At 42.5% G+C, this 24,767-nt stretch carries 30 protein-coding genes; 23 read left to right on the top strand and 7 right to left on the bottom strand.

The features are described from left to right. Positions 1 to 11 precede the first annotated feature (11 nt). Positions 12 to 218: a hypothetical protein gene (locus tag EJF26_RS10055; protein WP_185962791.1), complete on the top strand. Its 207-nt coding sequence runs from the start codon at positions 12 to 14 to the stop codon at positions 216 to 218. Then, complete coding sequence (locus tag EJF26_RS10310; RefSeq protein ID WP_313904180.1) at positions 219 to 404, top strand: hypothetical protein; 186 nt, start codon at positions 219 to 221, stop codon at positions 402 to 404. A gap of 127 nt (positions 405 to 531) precedes the next feature. Here EJF26_RS10310 and EJF26_RS10305 read toward each other — a convergent pair whose 3' ends face one another. Continuing rightward, positions 532 to 702 carry an aminotransferase class-IV gene (locus tag EJF26_RS10305; protein WP_313904179.1) on the bottom strand — a complete coding sequence of 57 codons (171 nt, stop codon included), beginning with the start codon at positions 700 to 702 and terminating at the stop codon, positions 532 to 534. Positions 703 to 1,191: 489 nt separating this feature from the next. Beyond that, on the bottom strand, positions 1,192 to 1,362 hold the full coding sequence (locus EJF26_RS10300) for an aminotransferase class-IV (protein WP_313904179.1): 171 nt from the start codon (positions 1,360 to 1,362) through the stop codon (positions 1,192 to 1,194). A 218-nt stretch (positions 1,363 to 1,580) separates the two neighbouring features. Between EJF26_RS10300 and EJF26_RS10295 the strand changes: the two genes are divergently transcribed. Then, positions 1,581 to 1,790: a hypothetical protein gene (locus tag EJF26_RS10295; protein ID WP_313904178.1), complete on the top strand. Its 210-nt coding sequence runs from the start codon at positions 1,581 to 1,583 to the stop codon at positions 1,788 to 1,790. A 157-nt stretch (positions 1,791 to 1,947) separates the two neighbouring features. On the opposite strand, the gene EJF26_RS10290 is transcribed toward EJF26_RS10295, so the two are convergent. The 3 genes from EJF26_RS10290 to EJF26_RS10280 form a co-directional block, all read right to left on the bottom strand. Continuing rightward, entirely contained in the window at positions 1,948 to 2,148 is a 201-nt protein-coding gene (locus tag EJF26_RS10290) for a hypothetical protein (RefSeq protein WP_313904177.1), read from the bottom strand. 495 nt (positions 2,149 to 2,643) lie between these two features. Continuing rightward, positions 2,644 to 2,988, bottom strand: a complete 345-nt coding sequence (locus EJF26_RS10285) for a hypothetical protein (protein WP_313904176.1) — start codon at positions 2,986 to 2,988, stop codon at positions 2,644 to 2,646. 495 nt (positions 2,989 to 3,483) lie between these two features. Then, a complete protein-coding gene (locus EJF26_RS10280) occupies positions 3,484 to 3,834 on the bottom strand; it encodes a hypothetical protein (RefSeq protein ID WP_269642810.1) in 351 nt (116 codons plus the stop codon). Between the two features lie 134 nt (positions 3,835 to 3,968). On the opposite strand from EJF26_RS10280, the gene EJF26_RS10275 reads away from it, so the two are divergent. Continuing rightward, complete coding sequence (locus EJF26_RS10275) at positions 3,969 to 4,142, top strand: hypothetical protein (protein ID WP_313904175.1); 174 nt, start codon at positions 3,969 to 3,971, stop codon at positions 4,140 to 4,142. 367 nt (positions 4,143 to 4,509) lie between these two features. On the opposite strand, the gene EJF26_RS10270 is transcribed toward EJF26_RS10275, so the two are convergent. After that, positions 4,510 to 4,668, bottom strand: coding sequence for a hypothetical protein (locus EJF26_RS10270; RefSeq protein WP_313904174.1), 159 nt, complete (start codon positions 4,666 to 4,668; stop codon positions 4,510 to 4,512). Between the two features lie 14 nt (positions 4,669 to 4,682). Here EJF26_RS10270 and EJF26_RS10265 point away from each other — a divergent pair, with 14 nt between their 5' ends. Next, positions 4,683 to 4,820 (top strand): hypothetical protein, encoded by a 138-nt coding sequence (locus tag EJF26_RS10265; protein WP_313904173.1) that lies wholly within the window; start codon positions 4,683 to 4,685, stop codon positions 4,818 to 4,820. 67 nt (positions 4,821 to 4,887) lie between these two features. Here the strand turns inward: EJF26_RS10265 and EJF26_RS10260 are convergent, their stop codons facing one another. After that, positions 4,888 to 6,429, bottom strand: a complete 1,542-nt coding sequence (locus EJF26_RS10260; RefSeq protein WP_313904172.1) for a hypothetical protein — start codon at positions 6,427 to 6,429, stop codon at positions 4,888 to 4,890. A gap of 257 nt (positions 6,430 to 6,686) precedes the next feature. Here EJF26_RS10260 and EJF26_RS10255 point away from each other — a divergent pair, with 257 nt between their 5' ends. From EJF26_RS10255 to EJF26_RS04615, 18 genes are all read left to right on the top strand, one after another. Then, the gene (locus tag EJF26_RS10255) at positions 6,687 to 7,058 is read left to right on the top strand and encodes a hypothetical protein (RefSeq protein ID WP_185962790.1); all 372 of its coding nucleotides are present in this window, start codon (positions 6,687 to 6,689) and stop codon (positions 7,056 to 7,058) included. A 50-nt stretch (positions 7,059 to 7,108) separates the two neighbouring features. Next, positions 7,109 to 7,357, top strand: a complete 249-nt coding sequence (locus tag EJF26_RS10250) for an LPXTG cell wall anchor domain-containing protein (RefSeq protein WP_185962796.1) — start codon at positions 7,109 to 7,111, stop codon at positions 7,355 to 7,357. Between the two features lie 639 nt (positions 7,358 to 7,996). Continuing rightward, on the top strand, positions 7,997 to 9,955 hold the full coding sequence (locus tag EJF26_RS04690) for a peptide ABC transporter substrate-binding protein (protein WP_000748534.1): 1,959 nt from the start codon (positions 7,997 to 7,999) through the stop codon (positions 9,953 to 9,955). A gap of 145 nt (positions 9,956 to 10,100) precedes the next feature. Beyond that, positions 10,101 to 11,195: a cystathionine gamma-synthase gene (locus EJF26_RS04685; protein WP_000032484.1), complete on the top strand. Its 1,095-nt coding sequence runs from the start codon at positions 10,101 to 10,103 to the stop codon at positions 11,193 to 11,195. Between the two features lie 7 nt (positions 11,196 to 11,202). Next, on the top strand, positions 11,203 to 12,369 hold the full coding sequence (locus EJF26_RS04680; RefSeq protein ID WP_000521330.1) for a MalY/PatB family protein: 1,167 nt from the start codon (positions 11,203 to 11,205) through the stop codon (positions 12,367 to 12,369). 91 nt (positions 12,370 to 12,460) lie between these two features. Beyond that, positions 12,461 to 15,556 carry a pilus expression-regulating Snf2 family helicase gene (locus EJF26_RS04675; RefSeq protein ID WP_001096251.1) on the top strand — a complete coding sequence of 1,032 codons (3,096 nt, stop codon included), beginning with the start codon at positions 12,461 to 12,463 and terminating at the stop codon, positions 15,554 to 15,556. A 47-nt stretch (positions 15,557 to 15,603) separates the two neighbouring features. Beyond that, complete coding sequence (locus EJF26_RS04670) at positions 15,604 to 16,215, top strand: divisome accessory protein ZapJ (RefSeq protein WP_000806741.1); 612 nt, start codon at positions 15,604 to 15,606, stop codon at positions 16,213 to 16,215. Positions 16,216 to 16,226: 11 nt separating this feature from the next. Further along, positions 16,227 to 17,561 (top strand): UDP-N-acetylmuramate--L-alanine ligase, encoded by a 1,335-nt coding sequence (gene murC / locus EJF26_RS04665; RefSeq protein ID WP_000048082.1) that lies wholly within the window; start codon positions 16,227 to 16,229, stop codon positions 17,559 to 17,561. Positions 17,562 to 17,571: 10 nt separating this feature from the next. Further along, positions 17,572 to 18,051 (top strand): GNAT family N-acetyltransferase, encoded by a 480-nt coding sequence (locus EJF26_RS04660; protein ID WP_000405308.1) that lies wholly within the window; start codon positions 17,572 to 17,574, stop codon positions 18,049 to 18,051. After that, the gene (locus tag EJF26_RS04655; RefSeq protein ID WP_000702427.1) at positions 18,048 to 18,536 is read left to right on the top strand and encodes a GNAT family N-acetyltransferase; all 489 of its coding nucleotides are present in this window, start codon (positions 18,048 to 18,050) and stop codon (positions 18,534 to 18,536) included. The genes EJF26_RS04660 and EJF26_RS04655 overlap by 4 nt, the downstream gene beginning before the upstream one ends. A gap of 62 nt (positions 18,537 to 18,598) precedes the next feature. Continuing rightward, positions 18,599 to 20,305: an endolytic transglycosylase MltG gene (gene mltG, locus EJF26_RS04650; protein ID WP_080563335.1), complete on the top strand. Its 1,707-nt coding sequence runs from the start codon at positions 18,599 to 18,601 to the stop codon at positions 20,303 to 20,305. Positions 20,306 to 20,368: 63 nt separating this feature from the next. After that, the gene (greA, locus tag EJF26_RS04645; protein WP_000818757.1) at positions 20,369 to 20,851 is read left to right on the top strand and encodes a transcription elongation factor GreA; all 483 of its coding nucleotides are present in this window, start codon (positions 20,369 to 20,371) and stop codon (positions 20,849 to 20,851) included. A gap of 77 nt (positions 20,852 to 20,928) precedes the next feature. Beyond that, positions 20,929 to 22,293 carry an amino acid permease gene (locus EJF26_RS04640; RefSeq protein WP_001293563.1) on the top strand — a complete coding sequence of 455 codons (1,365 nt, stop codon included), beginning with the start codon at positions 20,929 to 20,931 and terminating at the stop codon, positions 22,291 to 22,293. Positions 22,294 to 22,392: 99 nt separating this feature from the next. Beyond that, on the top strand, positions 22,393 to 22,803 hold the full coding sequence (locus EJF26_RS04635; protein WP_000545708.1) for a GNAT family N-acetyltransferase: 411 nt from the start codon (positions 22,393 to 22,395) through the stop codon (positions 22,801 to 22,803). A 59-nt stretch (positions 22,804 to 22,862) separates the two neighbouring features. Further along, on the top strand, positions 22,863 to 23,459 hold the full coding sequence (locus EJF26_RS04630; protein WP_000351389.1) for an HAD family hydrolase: 597 nt from the start codon (positions 22,863 to 22,865) through the stop codon (positions 23,457 to 23,459). 148 nt (positions 23,460 to 23,607) lie between these two features. Next, positions 23,608 to 23,817: a helix-turn-helix transcriptional regulator gene (locus EJF26_RS04625; RefSeq protein ID WP_001107502.1), complete on the top strand. Its 210-nt coding sequence runs from the start codon at positions 23,608 to 23,610 to the stop codon at positions 23,815 to 23,817. Next, positions 23,807 to 24,280 (top strand): DUF6773 family protein, encoded by a 474-nt coding sequence (locus tag EJF26_RS04620; protein ID WP_000797305.1) that lies wholly within the window; start codon positions 23,807 to 23,809, stop codon positions 24,278 to 24,280. The genes EJF26_RS04625 and EJF26_RS04620 overlap by 11 nt, the downstream gene beginning before the upstream one ends. Continuing rightward, positions 24,270 to 24,758 (top strand): DUF6773 family protein, encoded by a 489-nt coding sequence (locus EJF26_RS04615; RefSeq protein WP_000797148.1) that lies wholly within the window; start codon positions 24,270 to 24,272, stop codon positions 24,756 to 24,758. Before EJF26_RS04620 ends, EJF26_RS04615 begins: the two co-directional genes overlap by 11 nt. The last annotated feature ends 9 nt before the right edge of the window (positions 24,759 to 24,767 follow it).

The following is a 24,767-nucleotide window of genomic DNA, read 5'->3' as shown; positions in this document are numbered from 1 at the left end:
AGCATCTGTAAGTGCTAGCCAAAGTGCCTCAGCTTCAGCATCTAACAACCAGAACTCAGCTTCTATCTCAGCAAGCGCGAGCCAGTCTGCGTCAATTAGTGCGAGCCAAAGCGCATCAGCATCTGTATCAGCAAGCATCAGTGCAAGCCAATCAGCATCAAGCTCAGCAAATGCTAGTCAAAGTGCTTCAGCAAGTGCAAGCCACTCAGCATCTGTAAGTGCAAGTCAATCAACTAGCGCATCAGTATCTGCAAGTCAATCAACTTCAGCATCTGTATCAGCTAGCCAAAGTGCTTCAGCGTCTGTATCTGCAAGCCAATCAGCTTCAGCATCAGTATCAGCTAGCCAAAGCGCTTCAGCTTCAGCATCAGTATCTGCAAGTCAATCAACTTCAGCGTCTGTAAGTGCAAGCCAATCAACTTCAGCATCAGTATCTGCAAGTCAATCAACTTCAGCGTCTGTAAGTGCAAGCCAATCAACTAGCGCATCAGTATCTGCAAGCCAATCAACTAGCGCATCAGTAAGCTCAAGTCAATCAACTTCAGCATCTGTATCAGCTAGCCAAAGTGCTTCAGCGTCTGTAAGCTCAAGTGAATCAACTTCAGCATCTGTATCAGCTAGCCAAAGCGCTTCAGCTTCAGCATCTGTATCAGCAAGTGAATCAACTAGCGCATCAGTAAGCTCAAGCCAATCAGCAAGCACATCAGTATCTGCAAGTGAATCAACTTCAGCATCTGTATCAGCTAGCCAATCAGCTTCAGCATCAGTAAGCTCAAGTGAATCAACTTCAGCATCAGTAAGCTCAAGCCAATCAGCTTCAGCATCAGTAAGCTCAAGCCAATCAGCTTCAGCGTCTGTATCAGCTAGCCAATCAGCTTCAGCATCAGTATCTGCAAGTCAATCAACTTCAGCGTCTGTAAGTGCAAGCCAATCAACTTCAGCATCAGTATCTGCAAGTCAATCAACTTCAGCATCTGTAAGCTCAAGTCAATCAACTAGCGCATCAGTATCTGCAAGTCAATCAACTAGCGCATCAGTATCTGCAAGCCAATCAGCTTCAGCATCAGTATCAGCTAGCCAAAGCGCTTCAGCTTCAGCATCTGTATCAGCAAGCGCATCAGTAAGCTCAAGTGAATCAACTTCAGCATCTGTATCAGCTAGCCAATCAGCAAGCGCATCAGTAAGCTCAAGTCAATCAACTTCAGCATCTGTATCAGCTAGCCAAAGTGCTTCAGCGTCTGTAAGCTCAAGTGAATCAACTTCAGCATCTGTATCAGCTAGCCAAAGCGCTTCAGCTTCAGCATCTGTATCAGCAAGTGAATCAACTAGCGCATCAGTAAGCTCAAGCCAATCAGCAAGCACATCAGTATCTGCAAGTGAATCAACTTCAGCATCTGTATCAGCTAGCCAATCAGCTTCAGCATCAGTAAGCTCAAGTGAATCAACTTCAGCATCAGTAAGCTCAAGCCAATCAGCTTCAGCATCAGTAAGCTCAAGCCAATCAGCTTCAGCGTCTGTATCAGCTAGCCAATCAGCTTCAGCATCAGTATCTGCAAGTCAATCAACTTCAGCGTCTGTAAGTGCAAGCCAATCAACTTCAGCATCTGTATCAGCAAGTGAATCAACTAGCGCATCAGTATCTGCAAGTCAATCAACTTCAGCATCTGTATCAGCTAGCCAAAGTGCTTCAGCGTCTGTATCTGCAAGCCAATCAGCTTCAGCGTCTGTATCAGCTAGCCAATCAGCTTCAGCATCAGTATCTGCAAGTCAATCAACTTCAGCGTCTGTAAGTGCAAGCCAATCAACTTCAGCATCAGTATCTGCAAGTCAATCAACTAGCGCATCAGTATCTGCAAGCCAATCAGCTTCAGCATCAGTATCAGCTAGCCAAAGCGCTTCAGCGTCTGTAAGTGCAAGCCAATCAGCAAGCGCATCAGTAAGCTCAAGTCAATCAACTTCAGCATCTGTATCAGCTAGCCAATCAGCTTCAGCATCTGTATCAGCTAGCCAAAGTGCTTCAGCGTCTGTATCTGCAAGCCAATCAGCTTCAGCATCAGTATCAGCTAGCCAAAGCGCTTCAGCTTCAGCATCTGTATCAGCAAGTGAATCAACTAGCGCATCAGTAAGCTCAAGCCAATCAGCAAGCACATCAGTATCTGCAAGTGAATCAACTTCAGCATCTGTAAGTGCAAGCCAATCAACTAGCGCATCTGTATCTGCAAGTCAATCAACTTCAGCATCTGTAAGCTCAAGTCAATCAACTAGCGCATCAGTATCTGCAAGTCAATCAACTAGCGCATCAGTATCTGCAAGCCAATCAGCTTCAGCATCAGTATCAGCTAGCCAAAGCGCTTCAGCGTCTGTAAGTGCAAGCCAATCAGCAAGCGCATCAGTAAGCTCAAGTGAATCAACTTCAGCATCTGTATCAGCTAGCCAATCAGCTTCAGCATCAGTAAGCTCAAGTCAATCAACTTCAGCATCAGTAAGCTCAAGCCAATCAGCTTCAGCATCAGTAAGCTCAAGCCAATCAGCTTCAGCGTCTGTATCAGCAAGTGAATCAACTAGCGCATCAGTAAGCTCAAGCCAATCAGCTTCAGCGTCTGTATCAGCTAGCCAATCAGCAAGCGCATCAGTAAGCTCAAGTCAATCAACTTCAGCATCTGTATCAGCTAGCCAATCAGCTTCAGCATCTGTATCAGCTAGCCAAAGTGCTTCAGCGTCTGTATCTGCAAGCCAATCAGCTTCAGCATCAGTATCAGCTAGCCAAAGCGCTTCAGCTTCAGCATCTGTATCAGCAAGTGAATCAACTAGCGCATCAGCAAGCACAAGCTTGAGCAACAGCGTATCTGCCTCAATCAGTGCATCTGAATCAGCAAGCACAAGCTTGAGCAACAGCGTATCTGCTTCAATTAGTGCATCTGAATCAGCAAGCACAAGCTTGAGCAACAGCGTATCTGCTTCAATTAGTGCTAGCCAATCAGCAAGCACATCAGTATCTGCAAGTGAATCAACTTCAGCATCTGTATCAGCTAGCCAATCAGCAAGCGCATCAGTAAGCTCAAGTCAATCAACTTCAGCATCTGTATCAGCTAGCCAATCAGCTTCAGCATCTGTATCAGCAAGTGAATCAACTAGCGCATCAGTATCTGCAAGTCAATCAACTTCAGCATCTGTATCAGCTAGCCAATCAGCAAGCGCATCAGTAAGCTCAAGTCAATCAACTTCAGCATCTGTATCAGCTAGCCAAAGTGCTTCAGCGTCTGTAAGTGCAAGCCAATCAGCAAGCGCATCAGTAAGCTCAAGTCAATCAACTTCAGCATCTGTATCAGCTAGCCAATCAGCTTCAGCATCTGTATCAGCTAGCCAAAGTGCTTCAGCGTCAGTATCTGCAAGCCAATCAGCTAGCGCATCAGTAAGCTCAAGTGAATCAACTTCAGCGTCAGTATCTGCAAGCCAATCAACTAGCGCATCAGTAAGCTCAAGTCAATCAGCTTCAGCATCAGTATCAGCTAGCCAAAGCGCTTCAGCTTCAGCATCTGTATCAGCTAGCCAAAGTGCTTCAGCGTCTGTATCTGCAAGCCAATCAGCTTCAGCATCAGTATCAGCTAGCCAAAGCGCTTCAGCTTCAGCATCTGTATCAGCAAGTGAATCAACTAGCGCATCAGCAAGCACAAGCTTGAGCAACAGCGTATCTGCCTCAATCAGTGCATCTGAATCAGCAAGCACAAGCTTGAGCAACAGCGTATCTGCTTCAATTAGTGCATCTGAATCAGCAAGCACAAGCTTGAGCAACAGCGTATCTGCTTCAATTAGTGCTAGCCAATCAGCAAGCACATCAGTATCTGCAAGTGAATCAACTTCAGCATCTGTATCAGCTAGCCAATCAGCAAGCGCATCAGTAAGCTCAAGTCAATCAACTTCAGCATCTGTATCAGCTAGCCAATCAGCTTCAGCATCTGTATCAGCAAGTGAATCAACTAGCGCATCAGTATCTGCAAGTCAATCAACTTCAGCATCTGTATCAGCTAGCCAAAGTGCTTCAGCGTCTGTATCTGCAAGCCAATCAGCTTCAGCGTCTGTATCAGCTAGCCAATCAGCTTCAGCATCAGTATCTGCAAGTCAATCAACTTCAGCGTCTGTAAGTGCAAGCCAATCAACTTCAGCATCAGTATCTGCAAGTCAATCAACTAGCGCATCAGTATCTGCAAGCCAATCAGCTTCAGCATCAGTATCAGCTAGCCAAAGCGCTTCAGCGTCTGTAAGTGCAAGCCAATCAGCAAGCGCATCAGTAAGCTCAAGTGAATCAACTTCAGCATCTGTATCAGCTAGCCAATCAGCAAGCGCATCAGTAAGCTCAAGTCAATCAACTTCAGCATCTGTATCAGCTAGCCAAAGTGCTTCAGCGTCTGTAAGTGCAAGCCAATCAGCAAGCGCATCAGTAAGCTCAAGTGAATCAACTTCAGCATCTGTATCAGCTAGCCAATCAGCAAGCGCATCAGTAAGCTCAAGTCAATCAACTTCAGCATCTGTATCAACTAGCGCATCAGTATCTGCAAGCCAATCAGCTTCAGCATCAGTATCAGCTAGCCAAAGCGCTTCAGCTTCAGCATCTGTATCAGCAAGTGAATCAACTAGCGCATCAGTAAGCTCAAGCCAATCAGCAAGCACATCAGTATCTGCAAGTGAATCAACTTCAGCATCTGTATCAACTAGCGCATCAGTATCTGCAAGCCAATCAGCTTCAGCATCAGTATCAGCTAGCCAAAGCGCTTCAGCTTCAGCATCTGTATCAGCAAGTGAATCAACTAGCGCATCAGTAAGCTCAAGCCAATCAGCTAGCGCATCAGTATCAGCTAGCCAATCAGCTTCAGCGTCTGTATCTGCAAGTCAATCAACTAGCGCATCAGTATCAGCTAGCCAATCAACTAGCGCATCAGCAAGCACAAGCTTGAGCAACAGCGTATCTGCCTCAATCAGTGCATCTGAATCAGCAAGCACAAGCTTGAGCAACAGCGTATCTGCTTCAATTAGTGCATCTGAATCAGCAAGCACAAGCTTGAGCAACAGCGTATCTGCTTCAATTAGTGCTAGCCAATCAGCAAGCACAAGCTTGAGCAACAGCGTATCTGCTTCAATCAGTGCATCTGAATCAGCAAGCACAAGCTTGAGCAACAGCGTGTCTGCTTCAATCAGTGCTAGCCAATCAGCAAGCACAAGCTTGAGCAACAGCGTATCTGCTTCAATCAGTGCATCTGAATCAGCAAGCACAAGCTTGAGCAACAGCGTATCTGCCTCAATCAGTGCATCTGAATCAGCAAGCACAAGCTTGAGCAACAGCGTATCTGCTTCAATTAGTGCATCTGAATCAGCAAGCACAAGCTTGAGCAACAGCGTATCTGCTTCAATTAGTGCTAGCCAATCAGCAAGCACAAGCATGAGCAACAGCGTATCTGCTTCAATCAGTGCATCTGAATCAGCAAGCACAAGCTTGAGCAACAGCGTGTCTGCTTCAATCAGTGCTAGCCAATCAGCAAGCACAAGCTTGAGCAACAGCGTATCTGCTTCAATCAGTGCTAGCCAATCAGCAAGCACAAGCTTGAGCAACAGTGTATCTGCTTCAATCAGTGCTTCAGTATCAGCAAGCACAAGCATGAGCAACAGCGTATCTGCTTCAATCAGTGCATCTGAATCAGCAAGCACAAGCTTGAGCAACAGCGTATCTGCTTCAATCAGTGCTAGCCAATCAGCAAGCACAAGCATGAGCAACAGCGTATCTGCTTCAATCAGTGCTAGCCAATCAGCAAGCACAAGCTTGAGCAACAGCGTATCTGCTTCAATCAGTGCTAGCCAATCAGCAAGCACAAGCTTGAGCAACAGCGTATCTGCCTCAATCAGTGCATCTGAATCAGCAAGCACAAGCATGAGCAACAGCGTGTCTGCTTCAATCAGTGCTAGCCAATCAGCAAGCACAAGCTTGAGCAACAGCGTATCTGCTTCAATCAGTGCTAGCCAATCAGCAAGCACAAGCTTGAGCAACAGCGTATCTGCCTCAATCAGTGCATCTGAATCAGCAAGCACAAGCATGAGCAACAGCGTGTCTGCTTCAATCAGTGCTAGCCAATCAGCAAGCACAAGCTTGAGCAACAGCGTATCTGCTTCAATCAGTGCTAGCCAATCAGCAAGCACAAGCTTGAGCAACAGCGTATCTGCCTCAATCAGTGCATCTGAATCAGCAAGCACAAGCTTGAGCAACAGTGTATCTGCTTCAATCAGTGCATCTGAATCAGCAAGCACAAGCTTGAGCAACAGCGTGTCTGCTTCAATCAGTGCATCTGAATCAGCAAGCAACAACTCAAGTAGTACTTCAGTTTCAACAAGTACTTCAGTAAGCTTGAGTAACAGCGTAAGCACATCTACATCACTTAGCAATAGCGTTTCAAGTAGTTTGAGTACAAGTGCGTCACAACAATCTAACTCATTCAGCTATAGTAAGGGTGATCCAACAAGCGAATCTAAGCCAGAGTTTAACCTTCCTAGCTACCTTGAATCTGTAAGTGCAAGTGAATCAGTTTCACTCAGCAAATCAGTAAGTGTGTCATTGAGCGATAGTACTTCAGCATCAATCAGCGCAAGTGAGTCAGTCTCAACAAGCACAAGCTTGAGTGACAGCATTTCTGCATCAATCAGTGCAAGCAACAACTCAGGTAGCGGTTCAGGTTCAACAAGCACAAGCAATGGCTCAGCTAGTCAATCAGCTAGCGCATCAGTATCTGCAAGTCAAAGCACTTCAGCGTCTGTATCAGCTAGCCAATCAGCTTCAGCTTCAATCAGTGCAAGCAACAACTCAGGTAGCGGTTCAGGTTCAACAAGCACAAGCAATGGCTCAGCTAGTCAATCAGCTAGCGCATCAGTATCTGCAAGTCAAAGCACTTCAGCATCTGTATCAGCAAGCCAATCAGCTTCTGCTTCAATCAGCGCAAGCAACAACTCAGGTAGTGGTTCAGGTTCAACAAGTACAAGCAATGGTTCAGGCAATGCCTCAACTTCAGCAAGCTTGAGCAACAGTGTATCTGCTTCAATCAGTGCATCTGAATCAGCAAGCACAAGCTTGAGCAACAGCGCAAGTACCTCAGCTAGCTTGTCTGACAGTGCTTCAATCTCAAGTGCATTGAACCACTCACAAGCTCCTGCACAACAACCTGCTGGACCAGGACGTTCAAACGGTAGAAAACTTCCAAATACAGGAACTGCAAGTAACCAATTTGCTGGTCTTGGATTAGGAGTAGCTGCCTTGGCAACTGCCTCTCTTCTTGGCAAGAAGAAATCAGCAGCTTCTGAAATGGATTTAGAAGACTAAGTCCCAAAAATCGACTAAAATGAAATTGTTGATATCATTTTAGCGATGAAAACAAGAACCCCAGATGGCCTAAGGCTATCTGGGGTTTTTGGATCTTTGTCAACTGTGGAGAGTGACATCTAACTAAGCATGAGAGAGAGTCAGATTGATTCTCTCTTTTCTAATATTCAAAGTAACGAGAATTATCACTCTAAATTTTTGAAAATCAAATACTAGATATCTTATATTCTTGCTGATTGCTTCCAACTTAGTATTGAAATGAAGGGATTCAAGGATATTATTGATATAGGATTTAGATTTAAGAAAAGTTTGAAATAGCGTCTGAAAAGGAGTGGATGCCCATCAATTTTATTTTTGATGGATTTCCATTTCTAAACCTTCCAAAGAACTTAATGATGTCTTACTGTTTATTAATCACCGTCAAAAAGAATATTCAAATTACAAGACAGCTTTTAAAGCACTTAGGAATAAGAGGTAAAAATATTACACTACGTATTGCATATACCTAACGAAATAGATAAAATTCTAAAATTTGTAGAGAAAATAATATAATTTCGACCTTTTGTGACAGGAATTACTTGACTAAATAAAACTAAAGCTGTATAATAAGGCAAATATCTAAAACAGGAGGTTCTGGAAATGAAAAAGTCTAAGGCCAAGTATCTGACACTGGCAAGTGTCGTGTTAAGCGCGGGTATCCTACTAAGCGCATGTGGGAACTCAGCAAGTTCATCTAAAACATACAATTATGTTTACTCTAGTGATCCATCTAGTTTGAACTATCTTGCAGAAAACCGTGCAACAACCAATGACATCGTGACCAATTTGGTGGATGGGTTGATGGAAAATGACCAATACGGTAACTATGTTCCATCGTTGGCAGAGGATTGGACTGTTTCTCAGGACGGTTTGACCTATACTTACAAATTGCGTAAGGATGCAAAATGGTATACTTATGAGGGTGAAGAATACGCCCCTGTAACGGCCCAAGACTTTGTGACAGGTTTGAAATATGCTGCTGATAAAAAATCCGAAGCCTTGTACCTGGTTCAAGACTCGGTAGCAGGTTTGGATGACTATATCAACGGGAAAACAACTGACTTTTCAACTGTCGGTGTTAAGGCGATTGACGACCAAACGGTTCAGTACACTTTGACACGTCCAGAATCTTATTGGAATTCTAAAACAACTTCAACCATTCTCTTCCCTGTCAATGCAGATTTCTTAAAATCAAAAGGGGATGACTTTGGTAAGGTAGACCCTTCTAGTATTTTGTACAATGGACCTTTCTTAATGAAATCTTTTGTTTCAAAATCTGTTATCGAATTCAAGAAAAATCCCAACTACTGGGATGAAAAAAATGTCTTTGTGGATGATGTGAAATTGGCCTATTATGATGGTAGTGATCAAGATGCACTAGCACGTAACTTTGTAGAAGGAGTATACAGCTACGCGCGTCTCTATCCAAATAGCTCAAGCTTTGAAGGCATTAAAGAGAAGAACAAGGATAATATCATCTATAGTATGCAAAACGCAACTTCTTATTACTTGAACTTCAACTTGGACAGAAAATCTTATAATTTCACGTCTAAAACATCAGATATCGAAAAGAAATCAACCCAAGAAGCAGTTCTGAATAAAAACTTCCGTCAAGCCTTCAACTATGCTTATAACCGTACAGCCTATGGAGCACAATCTCAAGGGGAGGACGGAGCAACGAAGATTATTCGTAACTTGGTTGTACCTCCAACATTTGTAAGTATCAACGGAAAAGACTTTGGCGATGTTGTTTCAGAAAAGATGGTCAACTATGGTCAAGAATGGCAAGGAATCAATTTTGCAGATGCGCAAGATCCATACTACAATCCTGACAAGGCTAAGGCTAAATTTGCAGAAGCTAAGAAAGAATTGGAAGCTAAGGGTGTGCAATTCCCAATCCACTTGGATGTATCTGTTGACCAATCAGCTAAAAAAGGTGTACTTGAAGCAAGTTCTTTGAAACAATCCATCGAATCTGTTCTAGGAGCTGAGAATGTGGTTATCGATATCCAACAGCTATCAACAGATGACTTTGACAACTCTAGCTACCTAGCTCAAACTGCAGCTCAAAAAGACTTTGATATCTATAATGGCGGTTGGAGTGCGGACTACTTGGATCCATCAAGTTATCTTGATATCTTAAATGTCAATAACGGTGGTATGTTGCAAAACATTGGTCTAGAACCAGGTGAGGTCAATGACAAGGCTAAGGCAGTTGGTCTGGATACTTACACTCAAATGCTAGAAGAAGCGAACAAGGAGCAAGAACCAGCAAAACGTTATGAAAAATATGCTGAAATTCAAGCTTGGCTCGTTGATAGCGCCCTTGCAATTCCAAACGTTTCTCAGGGTGGAACACCGACCTTAAGAAAGACAGTTCCATTCTCATCGCCATTCTCACAAGCTGGAAATAAGGGTGTCGAATCATACAAGTACCTCAAGTTACAAGATAAGACTGTAACGGCTGATGAGTATGAAAAAGCGAAAGAAAAATGGCTAAAAGAAAAAGAAGAATCAAATAAAAAAGCCCAAGAAGAACTGGCAAAACACGTTAAATAACCAGTCTATTCAACAGGATAAACGATAGTTTCTTAGGAAACTATCGTTTTTGTATAGTTTGAAACTATAACTAGCTCTTGAAAAGAAGAAAATGACTTGATGCAAATAAGTGGTACAATAGTTACTATAGATTTGGAGGTATTGTATGAGCAAAGAACGACACATTAACACAATTCTGGCCCAGGCGGGTATCAAGTCAGATGAAGCGACAGGTGCCTTGGTGACACCGCTTCATTTTTCAACCACTTATCAGCATCCAGAGTTCGGTCAATCTACGGGATTTGACTACACGCGTACTAAAAATCCAACTCGCAGTAAGGCGGAGGAGGTCTTGGCGGCTATTGAGTCAGCAGATTATGCCCTAGCGACAAGCTCAGGTATGGCTGCGATTGTACTGGCCTTTAGTGTCTTTCCAGTAGGGAGTAAAGTATTGGCTGTTCGTGACCTTTATGGGGGCTCTTTCCGTTGGTTCAACCAAGTGGAGCAAGAAGGCCGTTTCCATTTTACCTATGCCAATACGGAAGCAGAGTTGATTGCTGAGCTGGAAAATGATGTGGATGTTCTCTACATCGAAACGCCAACCAATCCTTTGATGTTGGAATTTGATATTGCAAAACTAGCCAAACTAGCTCATGACAAGGGTGCTAAAGTAGTCGTAGACAATACCTTCTACAGTCCGATTTACCAACGACCAATCGAAGATGGTGCGGATATTGTCCTTCATTCGGCAACCAAGTACCTTGCAGGGCACAATGATGTCTTAGCTGGGGTAGTTGTGACTAATAGTTTAGAACTATATGAACAACTATTCTACAATCTTAATACGACAGGGGCGGTCTTGTCACCGTTTGATAGTTATCAGTTGATTCGTGGTCTTAAGACCTTGTCTCTTCGTATGGAGCGTTCTACAGCCAATGCCCAAGAAGTGGTTGCCTTTTTGAAGGCTTCACCTGCTGTCAAGGAAGTGCTCTATACAGGACGTGGGGGTATGATTTCCTTTAAAGTAGTGGATGAGAAACGTATTCCTCACATATTGAACAGCCTCAAGGTCTTCTCTTTTGCAGAAAGTTTGGGTGGGGTAGAAAGTCTCATTACTTATCCAACGACGCAGACCCATGCGGATATTCCAGCAGAAGTGCGCCATTCTTATGGCTTAACAGATGACCTCCTGCGCTTGTCTATTGGGATTGAGGATGCTAGAGATTTGATTGCGGACTTGCGCCAAGCCTTGGAAGGATAAGACAGATATGGGAAAATATGATTTTACAAGCCTGCCCAATCGTTTTGGGCACCATACCTATAAATGGAAAGAAGCGGAAGCTGATCGAGAAATTTTACCAGCCTGGATAGCGGATATGGACTTTGTGGTTTTGCCTGAGGTTCGACAAGCTGTACAAGCCTACGCAGATCAGTTGGTCTATGGCTATACCTATGCTAGCGATGCTTTGATTGAATCGGTTCAGGAATGGGAAGCCAGTCAACACGAGTATCACTTTGACAAGGATGCCCTCGTATTTATCGAGGGAGTGGTACCAGCTATTTCAACAGCTATTCAAGCCTTTACAAAAGAAGGAGAGGCTGTTCTGATTAACACACCGGTCTATCCACCTTTTGCCCGCAGTGTCAAACTCAACAATCGCAGATTGATTACCAATTCTTTGGTGGAAAAGGACGGGATGTTTGAGATTGACTTTGACCAGTTGGAGAAGGAATTGGTGGAAGAGGATGTGAAGCTTTATATCCTTTGCAATCCCCACAATCCTGGTGGACGTGTTTGGGAAAAGGAAGTGTTAGAAAAGATTGGCCGTCTCTGCCAAAAACACGGTGTTTTGTTGGTTTCAGATGAGATTCACCAAGATTTGGCACTCTTTGGTCACAAACACCAGTCTTTTAATACCATTGATCCTGCTTTTAAAGACTTTGCCCTTATCTTGAGCAGTGCCACTAAGACCTTTAATATTGCTGGGACCAAGAATTCCTATGCAATTATTGAAAATTCCAAGCTTCGTGTTGCTTTCCAAAAACGCCAGTTGACCAATAACCAACATGAAATCTCAGGCTTGGGGTATTTGGCGACAGAAGCTGCCTACCGTTATGGTAAGGACTGGTTAGGAGAGCTAAAAGAAGTCATCGAGGACCACATTAACTATGTAGTGGATGTCTTGAGCAACGAAACTAAGATTAAGGTCATGAAACCGCAAGGTACCTACTTAATCTGGCTTGATTTTTCAGACTATGATCTAACGGATGACCGCTTGCAAGAGCTTTTGAAGAATGAAGCCAAGGTTATCTTGAACCGAGGTTTGGACTTTGGAGAGGAGGGAACTCTTCATGCCCGCCTCAATGTAGCTATGCCGAAGTCAGTACTGGAAGAGGTTTGCCAACGCATCGTGACCACTTTTGATACACTTTAAAATCGAGCCTTCTAGGAGAAAAGTCTTCCTAGAAGGCTATTTTCATAAGGGAAAATGTGGTATAATGAAGAGATAAGATAAAGGGGAAATTATGGCTAAATTGATTCCAGGAAAGTTGCGCATGGAGGGAATCACCCTCTATGAGACGGGCAAGATTGAGATCATCAAGGAAAAAGGGAACCGACTCTATACACGTGTGGCGGGAGAAGACTTGCGCTACAGTTTAGAGGATGATCTTGTTTTTTGTGCTTGTGATTTTTTCCAAAAAAGAGGTTACTGTGTTCACCTCGCAGCGCTCGAGCATTATCTGAAGAACGATGAAGAAGGCCAGGTGATTTTACAAGCCTTAGAAAAAGGATATGAAGAGCAAGAAGAAGTTGAAACCAAGGTTAGTTTTGGTGGAAGTTTTTTGGAGCGTATCCAACCTCAGAAGAGAGAGAAAATCTACACTTTGTCGGCTCAAGGCCAGGTGGAAGCTGGAACCAATCGCCTCCTTTGGACTCTCCGAATCGGTTTGCTTGAGAGTCAAAAATATTACGTCATCCGTGATATTCCACTCTTTTTGAAGGTCTTAGTCCACCGAAAGCCATATATGATTGGGAAACACTACGAGAATGACTTGTCTTGGAATGCTTTTGATACAGCTAGTCAAGATGTTCTTACTTTCTTATGTGGCTTGATTGAGGAGGGACTGAGTCAAGATCTCTTTTTCCCCAATCAAGGTCGTCACCTCTTTTTTCCTCTGACCTTTTTTGAGCAGGGAGTGGAGTTGCTGATGAACTTGGAAGATTTTCATTTTGAACACCAGATTATTAGTTATGAAAATCTTCTCTTTCATGATTTAGATCCAGAAGCAAACCTTTTCTCTTTTTCTGTGCAGGAGTATCCTGATTATTTTGAGATGGAGATTTCTGAAAGTGAGCGAGTCAACGTGTTTTATGGGGGAGCGGTTCTCTTTCGTAAAGGAAATGTTTATTTCTTGACCCCTAATCAGATAACTCTTTTGAAGGAACTCAAGGAGCTCCCTCGGGAGGAAAGAGGGAGAAAATGCCTCCAGTTTGACAACAGTGATCGTGACCGTTTGGCCGCCTGTCTGTCTTTGTTTGGGCAGCTGGGCACGGTTTCTGCTCCCGAGCGTTTGCAAATTAGACAGTTTTCACCAATCTTTTACTTTAATAAGGAGGAGGATGGTCGTATCCGCTTGGATATCGAGTTTGATTATGGAGATATTCAGGTGACTAGTCATCAACAGATGGAAGAATTACCTTTCGCTAGCGATGCTGCCGTAGAAAGCCAGATATTTCAAGTTAGTTTAGGGGCTGGTTTTGAGGCTGATTTTCAGTCTTGGAGACAGGCTTTGAAACCAGAATCGGTTTATGCTTTCTTTCAACATACGATTCCTGCTTTTGAGAAGTTGGGTCAGGTTTTCTTGTCTGATGAGATAAATCAGCTCTACAGTGTCCAAGCTCCTCAGGTTCAGATCGAGTCTAAGGGGGGACTGTTGGAAATCCAATTTGATTTCCAAGGGATTGCCCAAGAAGAGATTGATCAAGCTCTTAAAGCCCTGACCAGCAATCAGGATTTCTATATCAGTTCTTCTGACCAAGTGTACTTTTTTGATGAGGAAACCAAGCAGATTCGTCAAAATTTACAGGAACTGGGGGTTGAGCTAAAAGATGGTTCTTTTCAAGCTCGGAAATCTCTGGCTTATAGCCTTTCTCAGCTTTTTGAAGGTCGAGACAGGATCTCCTTCACAGAGGAATTTCAGCATTTAGCTCATGATTTGACTCATCCAGAGGACTTTCCTTTGGGAGATATACAGGTGCAGGCGAGTTTGAGAGACTATCAAGAAAAGGGAGTCCGTTGGCTTCAGATGCTTTACCGCTATGGCTTTGGTGGCATCCTAGCAGATGATATGGGACTGGGAAAAACACTGCAAACCATCGCTTTTTTGACTAGTCAGGTGACAGAAGATAGTCGGGTCTTGATTTTAGCGCCGTCAGGTTTAATCTACAACTGGGCAGATGAATTCAGGAAATTTGCCCCACAGTTGGATGTGGCTGTCGTTCATGGTTTGAAAGCGAATCGAGAAGCGATTCTTTCTGAAAATCACCAAATCTATGTGACTAGCTATGCCACCTTTCGTCAAGACAGCGAGCTTTATCAAGAGATGTCCTTTGATTTTCTCTTTTTAGATGAAGCCCAGGTCATGAAAAATGCTCAAACCAAGATTGCTCAGAGTTTGCGCCAGTTTGTGGTGCCAGCAGTCTTTGCATTGTCAGGTACGCCCATAGAAAACCATCTAGGAGAGTTGTGGTCTATCTTTCAAATTGTACTTCCAGGGCTCTTGCCGAACAAGAAAGAGTTTATGAAATTACCAGCTGAGCGAGTGGCGCAGTTTATTAAGCCCTTCGTCATGAGACGTAAGAAAGAAGAAGTTCTAACAGAACTGCCTGATTTGATTGAAGTCGTCTATAAAAACGAACTGGAAGACCAGCAGAAGGCCATTTATCTGGCCCAGTTGCAACAGATGCGAGACCGCCTAGCTCAAGTGACAGATAAAGAATTCCAGAGAAGTCGGGTAGAAATCTTATCTGGTCTCATGCGATTGCGCCAAATCTGCGATACTCCAGCACTCTTTATGGACGATTACCAAGGAGCTAGTGGTAAATTGGATAGTCTCCGAGATTTATTGCTACAAGTGGCTGCTGGTGGGCATCGAGTCTTGATTTTCTCCCAGTTCAAAGGGATGTTGGAAAAAATCGAGCAAGAACTCCCAGACTTGGGCTTGACTTCTTTTAAAATTACAGGCTCAACTCCTGCTCAAGACAGACAAGAGATGACCAAGGCCTTTAATCAAGGAGAAAGAGACACCTTTCTCATCTCTCTGAAGGCGGGTGGTGTTGGTCTCAATCTAACGGGAGCTGATACGGTTATTTTGGTTGACCTCTGGTGGAATCCCGCTGTCGAAGCACAGGCTATCGGACGAGCCCACCGCATGGGGCAGGAGCAGATGGTCGAGGTCTATCGTTTGATTACCAAGGGAACCATTGAAGAGAAAATCCAAGAACTTCAAGAACAAAAGAAACATTTGGTTTCCCAAGTTTTAGATGGTACGGAGTCGCGTGCGAGTCTTAATCTGGCAGAAATTCGTGAAATTTTGGGAATTTCTGAAGCCAGCACTTGAAAAATCAAGACAATACGCTATAATGAAGTGTTGAAAGGAAATACAAAATGAAACAAGATCGATTTCCATTGGTGTCAGATGATGAGATCATGCTGACCGAAATGCCAGTCATGGACTTGTATGATGAGTCTGACTTTATCAGCAATATCAAAGGCGATTACCGCGATAAAAACTATTTAGAATGGTCTCCTATTGTTGAGAAAGCTAGTGTAGTTGCTCCTGTGGTTAGCAAAAAGCCAGAACCAGCTCCAGAAGTAAAAAAAGTTGAAAAGACTTATGCTGAGATGGCTCGAGAAGAAGCGCGTGCGGATCTAAAAAAGAAACGTTCAGCCAAATACTTGACGCAAGACGTTAATCATACCAGACGTCATTCTTCTTCCACACATGCTCGTCATGGAAGCCAACCAACAGCACCATTTCAAAAGGAAAATCCAGGTGAGTTTGCCAAGTTTAGCAAAAACTTGATCCAGTCTCACTATATTCTAGCTGAAGAGGTTGGCCAAGTGGCGACTCCAACTCCGAAAACCCAAACGGGAAAAAATAAAAAGAACAACTATGATTTTCTAAAGAAGAGTCAAATCTATAATAAAAAGAATAAGCAAACAGAACAGGAACGTCAGGTTGCCCAAGAGTTGAATCTGACAAGAATCACTGAATAAGGGAGAAAAGCATGTCAAAAACATATCATTTTATTGGAATCAAGGGATCAGGGATGAGTGCCTTGGCCTTGATGTTGCACCAAATGGGGCATAAGGTTCAAGGGTCAGACGTTGAAAAGTACTACTTTACTCAACGTGGACTAGAGCAGGCAGGAATTGCGATTCTTCCTTTTGATGAAAAGAACCTACAAGGTGATGTGGAGATTATCGCTGGAAATGCCTTCCGTCCAGATAACAACGTTGAAATCGCCTATGCAGATCAAAATGGTATCAGCTACAAACGTTACCACGAATTCCTAGGTAGCTTTATGCGCGACTTTGTCAGCATGGGAGTGGCAGGAGCACATGGGAAAACTTCAACGACTGGTATGTTGTCACACGTCTTGTCTCACATCACAGACACCAGCTTTTTGATTGGTGATGGGACAGGTCGTGGTTCAGAAAATGCTAAATATTTTGTCTTCGAATCAGACGAATACGAGCGCCATTTCATGCCTTACCATCCAGAATACTCTATCATCACCAACATTGACTTTGATCATCCAGACTACTTTACAAGTCTAGAGGATGTTTTCAATGCCTTTAACGACTATGCCAAACAAATTACCAAAGGTTTGTTTGTATACGGTGAGGATGCTGAGTTGCGTAAGATCACAGCCAATGCGCCAATCTATTACTATGGGTTTGAAGCTGAGGGCAATGACTTTGTAGCTAGTGATCTCCTTCGTTCTACGACTGGATCAACCTTTACAGTTCACTTCCGTGGTCAAGAATTGGGACAATTCCACATTCCAACCTTTGGTCGTCACAATATCATGAATGCGACAGCTGTTATTGGTCTTCTTTACACAGCAGGATTTGATTTGAACTTGGTGCGTGAACACTTGAAAACCTTTGCGGGTGTCAAGCGTCGTTTCACTGAGAAAATTGTCAATGATACAGTGATCATTGATGACTTTGCCCACCATCCAACAGAAATCATCGCGACCTTGGATGCGGCTCGTCAGAAATACCCAAGCAAGGAAATCGTAGCAATCTTCCAACCGCATACCTTTACAAGAACCATCGCCTTGTTGGATGATTTTGCCCAAGCCTTGAATCAGGCAGATGCAGTCTACTTAGCGCAAATCTATGGATCAGCACGTGAGGTAGATCACGGAGATGTCAAGGTAGAAGATCTAGCAAGCAAGATCACTAAGAAAAACCAAGTCATCACCGTTGAAAATGTATCGCCACTCCTAGACCATGACAATGCTGTCTATGTCTTTATGGGTGCCGGAGACATCCAAACCTATGAGTACTCATTTGAAGGTCTTTTGTCTAACTTGACAAGCAATGTCCAATAAGGAAAACCAGATGGAAATTCCAATCACTATAAGGCAAGCCACCTTATCAGATTTAGACGAAATGTTGGCGATTGAAGAAGCCAATCCTTCATCAGAAGAGTCACTTAGCCTCCAATCCTTAGAAGAGAGTATCCGCAAGACTGCGGGTACCTTTCTTGTAGCTAGAGATGAAAACCAGCTTGTGGGCTATATTCTTGGGGCTGAATTGTCAGGAACTCACACTCAAACAAGCGCGAGCCTTGAAATCAAGCATCTAGCCATTCATCCAGACCGTCTTGGGCAAGGTTTGGGAACTCTTCTCCTTGCCAGCTTGAAACAAGTGACTGTCGAGCTAGATTACCAAGGTATTCTTTTGCAAAGTCCTGATGAGTTACTATCATATTTTGAAATGAATGGCTTTGTTGAGGAAGAAGTGACAGGGAGTCATTATGGCAGTGGTTCTGAATGGTATCTGACTTGGGCTAATCCTTTTTATCAGGAGGAAATATGAAAATCAGACAAGCAAGATTTTCGGATTTAGATCGTATTTTAGAGATAGAGCTGGAGAATTTCTCCCTTGAAGAAGCCATTCCTCGTTCGGTCTTTGAGGCCCATTTGCGGGAAATTCAGACCAGCTTTCTCGTCGCTGAAAAAGAGGGACGTATCCTTGGCTACATTGAAGGTCCGGTCGTCCCACATCGTCATCTACAAGATCAGTCCTTTACAGAAGAAATAAAAGACTATAGCCATAAACCTGGAGGTTATATTTCTGTGACCTGTCTCTCCATAGCTAAGGAAGCGCAAGCTTTGGGAGTGGGGAAAAAACTGTTAAGTGCTCTGAAGGAAGTCGCTTTAGAACATGAACGAGAAGGCATTAACCTGACCTGTCATGATTACCTTATCTCCTATTACGAAAAACATGGATTTGTTAATGAAGGAATATCCCAGTCCACCTATGCAGGTGAGACTTGGTATAACATGGTTTGGAAGCCTTGAAAACAAGAAATATAGTTGGAGAAAGGTATATTTTGTTGCTTTTCTGCGACTTTTAAGATATAATGTTATGGATTGCCAACAAGGAGGTAAAGCTTTTGAGCGAGAAATCAAGAGAAGAAGAAACATTAAGCTTTAAAGAACAGATTTTACGCGATTTAGAGAGAGTCAGAGAGAGAGAAAGAAGAGGAAAAGAGGATGAAAGTCCAACTACCCCACCAACTCCATCTTCTCAAGTAACTCCACCTGCCCCTTCTGAACAAGAATCAAATCTTGCCACAGAAGATTTAATGGTAGACTCTCTGTCAACTGTCGATGAAATCCTTAAAAATGCCCCAAGTGTGCCACCACGCCCAAGTTTTGAATCAAGCGAAGTGACAGCACCAGCACCAGAACCAGAAGAGTCAAAACTAGAAGAGCCTGCACCAGCCAAGATTGATGCTGTAGAGCCTAAAAAGGAAGAGAAAGAGTTTAATACTACTCCAACTAAAGTGGCTGTTTCCTATAAAATGGATGACAATAAAGAAGAATCAGTCCCTCCTGTTGTGGAGAATGTAGTCCCTGCTCCAGTTGAGAAAGTTGATAACCTAACAGATTCTCCAAGTCGTAGTCGCCGTGAAGGAGTAAAACCAGCTAAGAAAAAGAAGAAATCAAAAGCCAAAGGTTGCTTGCTAACTTTCCTAGTTCTCCTAGTGCTCGTAGGTATTGGTGGATTCTTTGGTTATGGATACGTTCAAGAATCCTTAAAACCAGTTGATGCGAGCTCTAAGGACTACGTAACGGTTCAAATCCCAGAAGGTTCAAATATTCAAGAAATTGGGAGCACTTTGGAAAAATCTGGTTTGGTAAAACATGGACTTATCTTTAGTTTGTATGCTAAATATAAGAGTGCAGACTTAAAATCAGGTTATTACAACTTGAAGAAGAGCATGAGTACAGATGAATTGATCCAAGAATTGCAAAAAGGTGGAACTCCTGAACCTCAAGAACCAGCTCTTGCAAGCCTGACAATTCCAGAAGGATATACATTAGAGCAAATCGCTCAAACAGTAGGGCAACTTCAAGGTGAATTTAAAGAGCCGCTTACTGCGGATGCTTTCTTGGCAAAAGCTCAAGATGAGACCTTTATCTCACAATTAGTAGCCAAGTATCCAAACTTGCTTGGAAGTCTACCAACAAAAGATAGCGGGGTTCGTTATCGCCTAGAAGGTTACCTTTTCCCAGCAACTTATACCATCAAAGAAAGCACTACAGTTGAAAGTTTGATTGATGAGATGTTAGCTGCTATGGATAAAGCCTTGTCACCATATTACGCTACGATCAAAGAAAAGAATCTGACTGTCAATGAATTGCTCAGTATCGCTTCTCTTGTTGAAAAAGAAGGTGCCAAGACGGAAGACCGCAAGAAAATTGCTGGTGTCTTCTATAATCGCCTAAATCTCGGTATGCCGCTTCAAAGTAATATCGCTATCCTGTATGCTCAAGGCAAGCTTGGTCAAAAGATTAGCCTAGCGGATGATGCTGGAATTGATACAACGATTGATTCACCTTACAATGTTTATACACACCTTGGCCTCATGCCTGGACCGGTAGACAGTCCAAGTCTGGATGCCATCGAAGCAAGTGTAAATCAGACAAAGAGTGACTACTTATACTTTGTAGCCAATGTCGAAGATGGTAAAGTGTACTTTGCAACGACCAAAGAAGAACATGATCAAAACGTTGCAGAACACATCAATAGCAAATTAACCCAATCAAGTAGTTCAAACTAAAATTATGTGGTTTTCCACATAATTTTGTTTTAAAAACAAATTAAGAAAAGAAAGTTGAGAAAAATGGCAGAAAAAACTTACCCAATGACCCTTGAAGAGAAGGAAAAACTAGAAAAAGAATTAGAGGAGTTGAAACTCGTTCGTCGTCCTGAAGTGGTAGAACGTATCAAAATTGCTCGTTCCTACGGAGACCTTTCAGAAAATAGTGAGTATGAAGCAGCTAAGGATGAGCAAGCTTTTGTTGAAGGACAAATTTCAAGTCTAGAAACAAAAATTCGCTATGCTGAAATCGTTAATAGCGATGCAGTTGCCCAAGATGAGGTAGCAATCGGTAAGACTGTAACGATCCAAGAAATCGGTGAAGATGACAAAGAAGTCTATATCATCGTCGGTTCCGCAGGTGCAGATGCTTTTGCTGGTAAGGTTTCAAATGAGAGCCCAATTGGACAAGCCTTGATCGGCAAGAAGACTGGTGATACAGCGACCATTGAAACACCAGTTGGTAGCTATGATGTCAAAATCTTAAAGGTTGAAAAAACAGCCTAAATAGAATGAAAAAGGAGTAGTAGAGGCTTTGCCTTGCTCAACTCCTTTTTGGTTTTTTGAATAAAATAGGAGACTATATGAGTGAAAATAAGAAAAAAAATAAGATGGATCGTGGATTAACCAATCGCCATGTTCAGGTGATGGCTATTGCGGGAACAATCGGAACAGGTCTTTTCCTAGGTGCCGGTCGCTCCATCAGCCTTACTGGACCTTCTATCATCCTGATTTACATGATTACAGGAGCCTTTATGTTTTTGATGATGAGGGCTGTTGGAGAGATGCTCTACCAGGATCCAGAACAACATACTTTTATCAACTTTATCACCCGTCATTTGGGGAAAGGCTGGGGTTATTTCTCGGTTTGGTCTTATTGGTTGTCTGTTGTCTTTATCGGTATGGCAGAAATCACTGCGATCTCGCATTATGTTCAGTTTTGGTTTCCTAGCTGGCCTAGTTGGCTGATCCAGATTGTCTTTTTAACGATTTTGGCCTTGGTCAATCTGATTGCAGTTAAGCTCTTTGGAGAAGTCGAGTTTTGGTTTGCTATGGTTAAAATTGTGGCTATTTTAGCTATGATTGCAACGGGAGCCTTTATGGTTTTGACAGGATTTGAGACACCGCATGGTGCTGCAAGTTTGGCAAATATCAGCAATCAGTTCTCTCTTTTCCCAAACGGTGTTATGAACTTTGTCATGGCTTTTCAAATGGTATTTTTTGCCTATCTGATGATTGAGTTTATCGGAGTGACAACTTCTGAAACCAAGAATCCTCGTCAGGTTTTGCCAAAAGCAGTTAAAGAAATTCCCCTCCGAATTGTCTTCTTCTATGGTGGAGCCCTATTAGCCATTATGTCTATCATTCCCTGGAGAGAACTTGCTTCTTCAGATTCACCATTTGTAACGGTTTTTGAGCTAGCAGGTATCAAGTGGGCGGCAGCTCTGATTAACTTCGTTGTTTTGACGTCGGCAGCATCTGCTCTTAATTCAACCCTCTATTCAACAGGGCGACACCTTTACCAGATTGCCCATGATTCACCCAATCGCTTCTTAAAAGCGATCAAGGCAGATAATCTTTCTCGTCACAATGTTCCGCAAAATGCCATTATTGCCTCAGCAATCTTGATTGCTCTAGCTGCCTTTATCAATGTTTTGCCAGGTGTTTCCGATGCCTTTGCTTTGATTACGGCGTCTTCATCAGGTGTTTACATCGCGATTTATATCTTGATCATGGTGGCTCATCTCAAATACCGCAAGTCACAAGACTTCATGGCGGATGGCTACCTCATGCCTCAGTATCGTTTCTTAAATCCTTTAACCATGCTCTTCTTTATTTTTGTCTTTGTAACCCTCTTTTTACAAGAGTCTACCTTCATGGGGGCAGTTGGTTCTGCTATCTGGATTATCGGTTTCGGAATTTATAGCCAGTGGAAATTTAGGAAATAAATCATGAACTCATCAACTTTGCTTGGTGAGTTCTTTTTAGTTTGACAGTCTATTGAAATAAGATTATAATCAAGCTGTAACAGTTCGAAGGAGGTTTGGATGCACTTTAGATTGGAAAATAAAGCGTCCCAGAAAGCGCAAGAAATAGGAAATCTGATTCGTGCTTATAATCGTTCCAAAAGAGAAGAGGCTGAAAGCGAGCCACTGAATCTTTATGTCGAAGATGAAAAGGGCAATCTCTTGGCGGGCTTGGTAGCAGAGACTTTCGGAAATTGGTTGGAAATCGAGTATTTGTTTGTGAAAGAGGAATCGCGAGGACAGGGAATCGGTTCAAAACTATTGCAGGAAGTTGAAAGTGAAGCTAAGAAACGAAACTGTCAGTTTGCTTTCGTGAATACTTACCAGTTTCAAGCGCCAGATTTTTATAAAAGGCATGGCTACAAGGAAGTCTTTACCTTGCAAGACTATCCCTACACAGGGCAAAGATATTATTACCAAAAGGATTTGTAAGGTAAACATGAAGGCATAAAGCAGAGAGGAAATCTTCACATCACTATGGAGGTGGGCTAATGGATATCATACTAGATATGGGCAACGTTTTATTAGAATGGAACAAGGATAAGATTTTACAAGGTGTTTCGGATACGAAGGAAGAATATTTGATTTTAGATAAGGCCATTTTTCAGTCGGGGCTTTGGGAAAGATTAGATCTTGGAACCATGACGAGAGAAGAGTTGGTGCTTAAAGTTGTGTCAATGATTGGCAGGACCTATCAAAAGAAGGTCGAAGAAGTTATCTGGAACTGGCCTAGCTACATTGACATTTATACGGAAGTCTTTCCTGTCTTGTCAGAACTAAAGAAAAAGGGGCATCGCATCTTTGTCTTGTCCAATACCTCAAAGGTATTTTATGACTTGCTGGAAGAGCAACTATCTCCCTTAAAAGAACTTTTAGATGGCTTTGTCTTATCCTATGATATAAAAGCTATAAAGCCTGATTTGGTAATGTTTAAGGAGATTCTCGATAAATACCAGCTAGATCCTACAAATTGTGTCTTTCTAGACGATATTGAGGACAATACAAACGCAGCTCAGAAATTGGGCATAAAGGCCCATCAGGTCAAGAAAAGAAGTGATGTCGTTGATATTTTGAAATCCTATATTTAAAGGCAATGCTCTCTATTTTTTGTAGTAGAGAGTTTTTTTTGTTAATAAAATCTTACAAAATGACATTTATATATTGCATTAAGTTAGATATATGGTATAATGTTTTTAAAAGAAGCGCAACTTTTTAAGAATGTGAAGGAGGACGCTAGTGGCTAAAAATTTAAAGTTAAAATTAGCTCGGGTGGAGCGTGATTTAACACAAGGGGATTTGGCCGAAGCTGTGGGCGTTACTAGGCAGACTATAGGCTTGATTGAAGCTGGGAAATACAATCCGAGTCTCTCCCTCTGCCAGTCCATTTGCAGATGCTTAGGAAAAACATTAGACCAACTATTTTGGGAGGAAGAAGATGAAAAATAGAAAAAAACTTGTTATCAAAGATGAACGTACGGAAAAATTGGATGGAAAGATTTCAGGAGAAATTCTTTTGGGAATGTGCCTATTTTTGGCACTGGAAATTTTTGCCAAAGTTTATATTTTTAATTTAACGCTTCTATCCTATTCACCAGAATTACTTTTATTGATTGGAGTAGGTTTGTATGCCATTATTCGCCGCATGTATGTGGGAATTGATATTCGAGATATTGTTGAGAATACTGGAAAAGAAAGAATTTTATCTGCTTTGGGATTTTCTATAGTGATTTTATTGATTGATATCGTAGGCAATCGCGAGGAACTGGTCAGTCTATTGACTTGGAAGTACTCTCTAAAAGTGGTTCTAGCAGTTATCATCTATCTCGTTGGGAGTTATTCTATGGATAGAGTTATCCTATACTTGAATCGCAGAAATCAGCAAGTTTGGGAGGAAGAAGATGAAAAATAGATTTTTTTATTATCAATTATTAGACGAAAGAGAAGAACAACTGATTAACAAAGCTGGGACAGAGTCTTTTCATGTGTTTATCGGGCTCATTCTTCTAAGTTATTTGGTGGCTGTATTAGCACCTGCTCTTTTTAATCCTGATATTCTTCTGGTTACCCTTCTTTTAGGAATTTTCTTCTTTTTCAATCGTGCACGACAACTTGGAGTGACCTACTATAGTCGTTTTCATTTTACGATTGTAGGGTGCTTGCTGGTGACTCTCGCTATTACGACTCTCTTGATGTTGCAGAATTATCAATTCAATATCGAAATTTATCAGCACAATCCTCTGAATTTTAAATACTTGTCTGCTTGGGTCATTACTTATCTGATTTACCTTCCTTGGGTTTTTATCGGCAATCTCGGCCTTAAAAGTTATGGCGAATGGGCTCAAAAAAAGTTTGAGCAAGATATAGATGAACTGGAGAATGGAGAATAGCTTGTTAGC

The organism is Streptococcus oralis subsp. dentisani (assembly GCF_007475365.1).
GTDB lineage: Bacteria > Bacillota > Bacilli > Lactobacillales > Streptococcaceae > Streptococcus > Streptococcus mitis_AX.
This window is presented reverse-complemented; position numbering and strand designations above follow the sequence as displayed.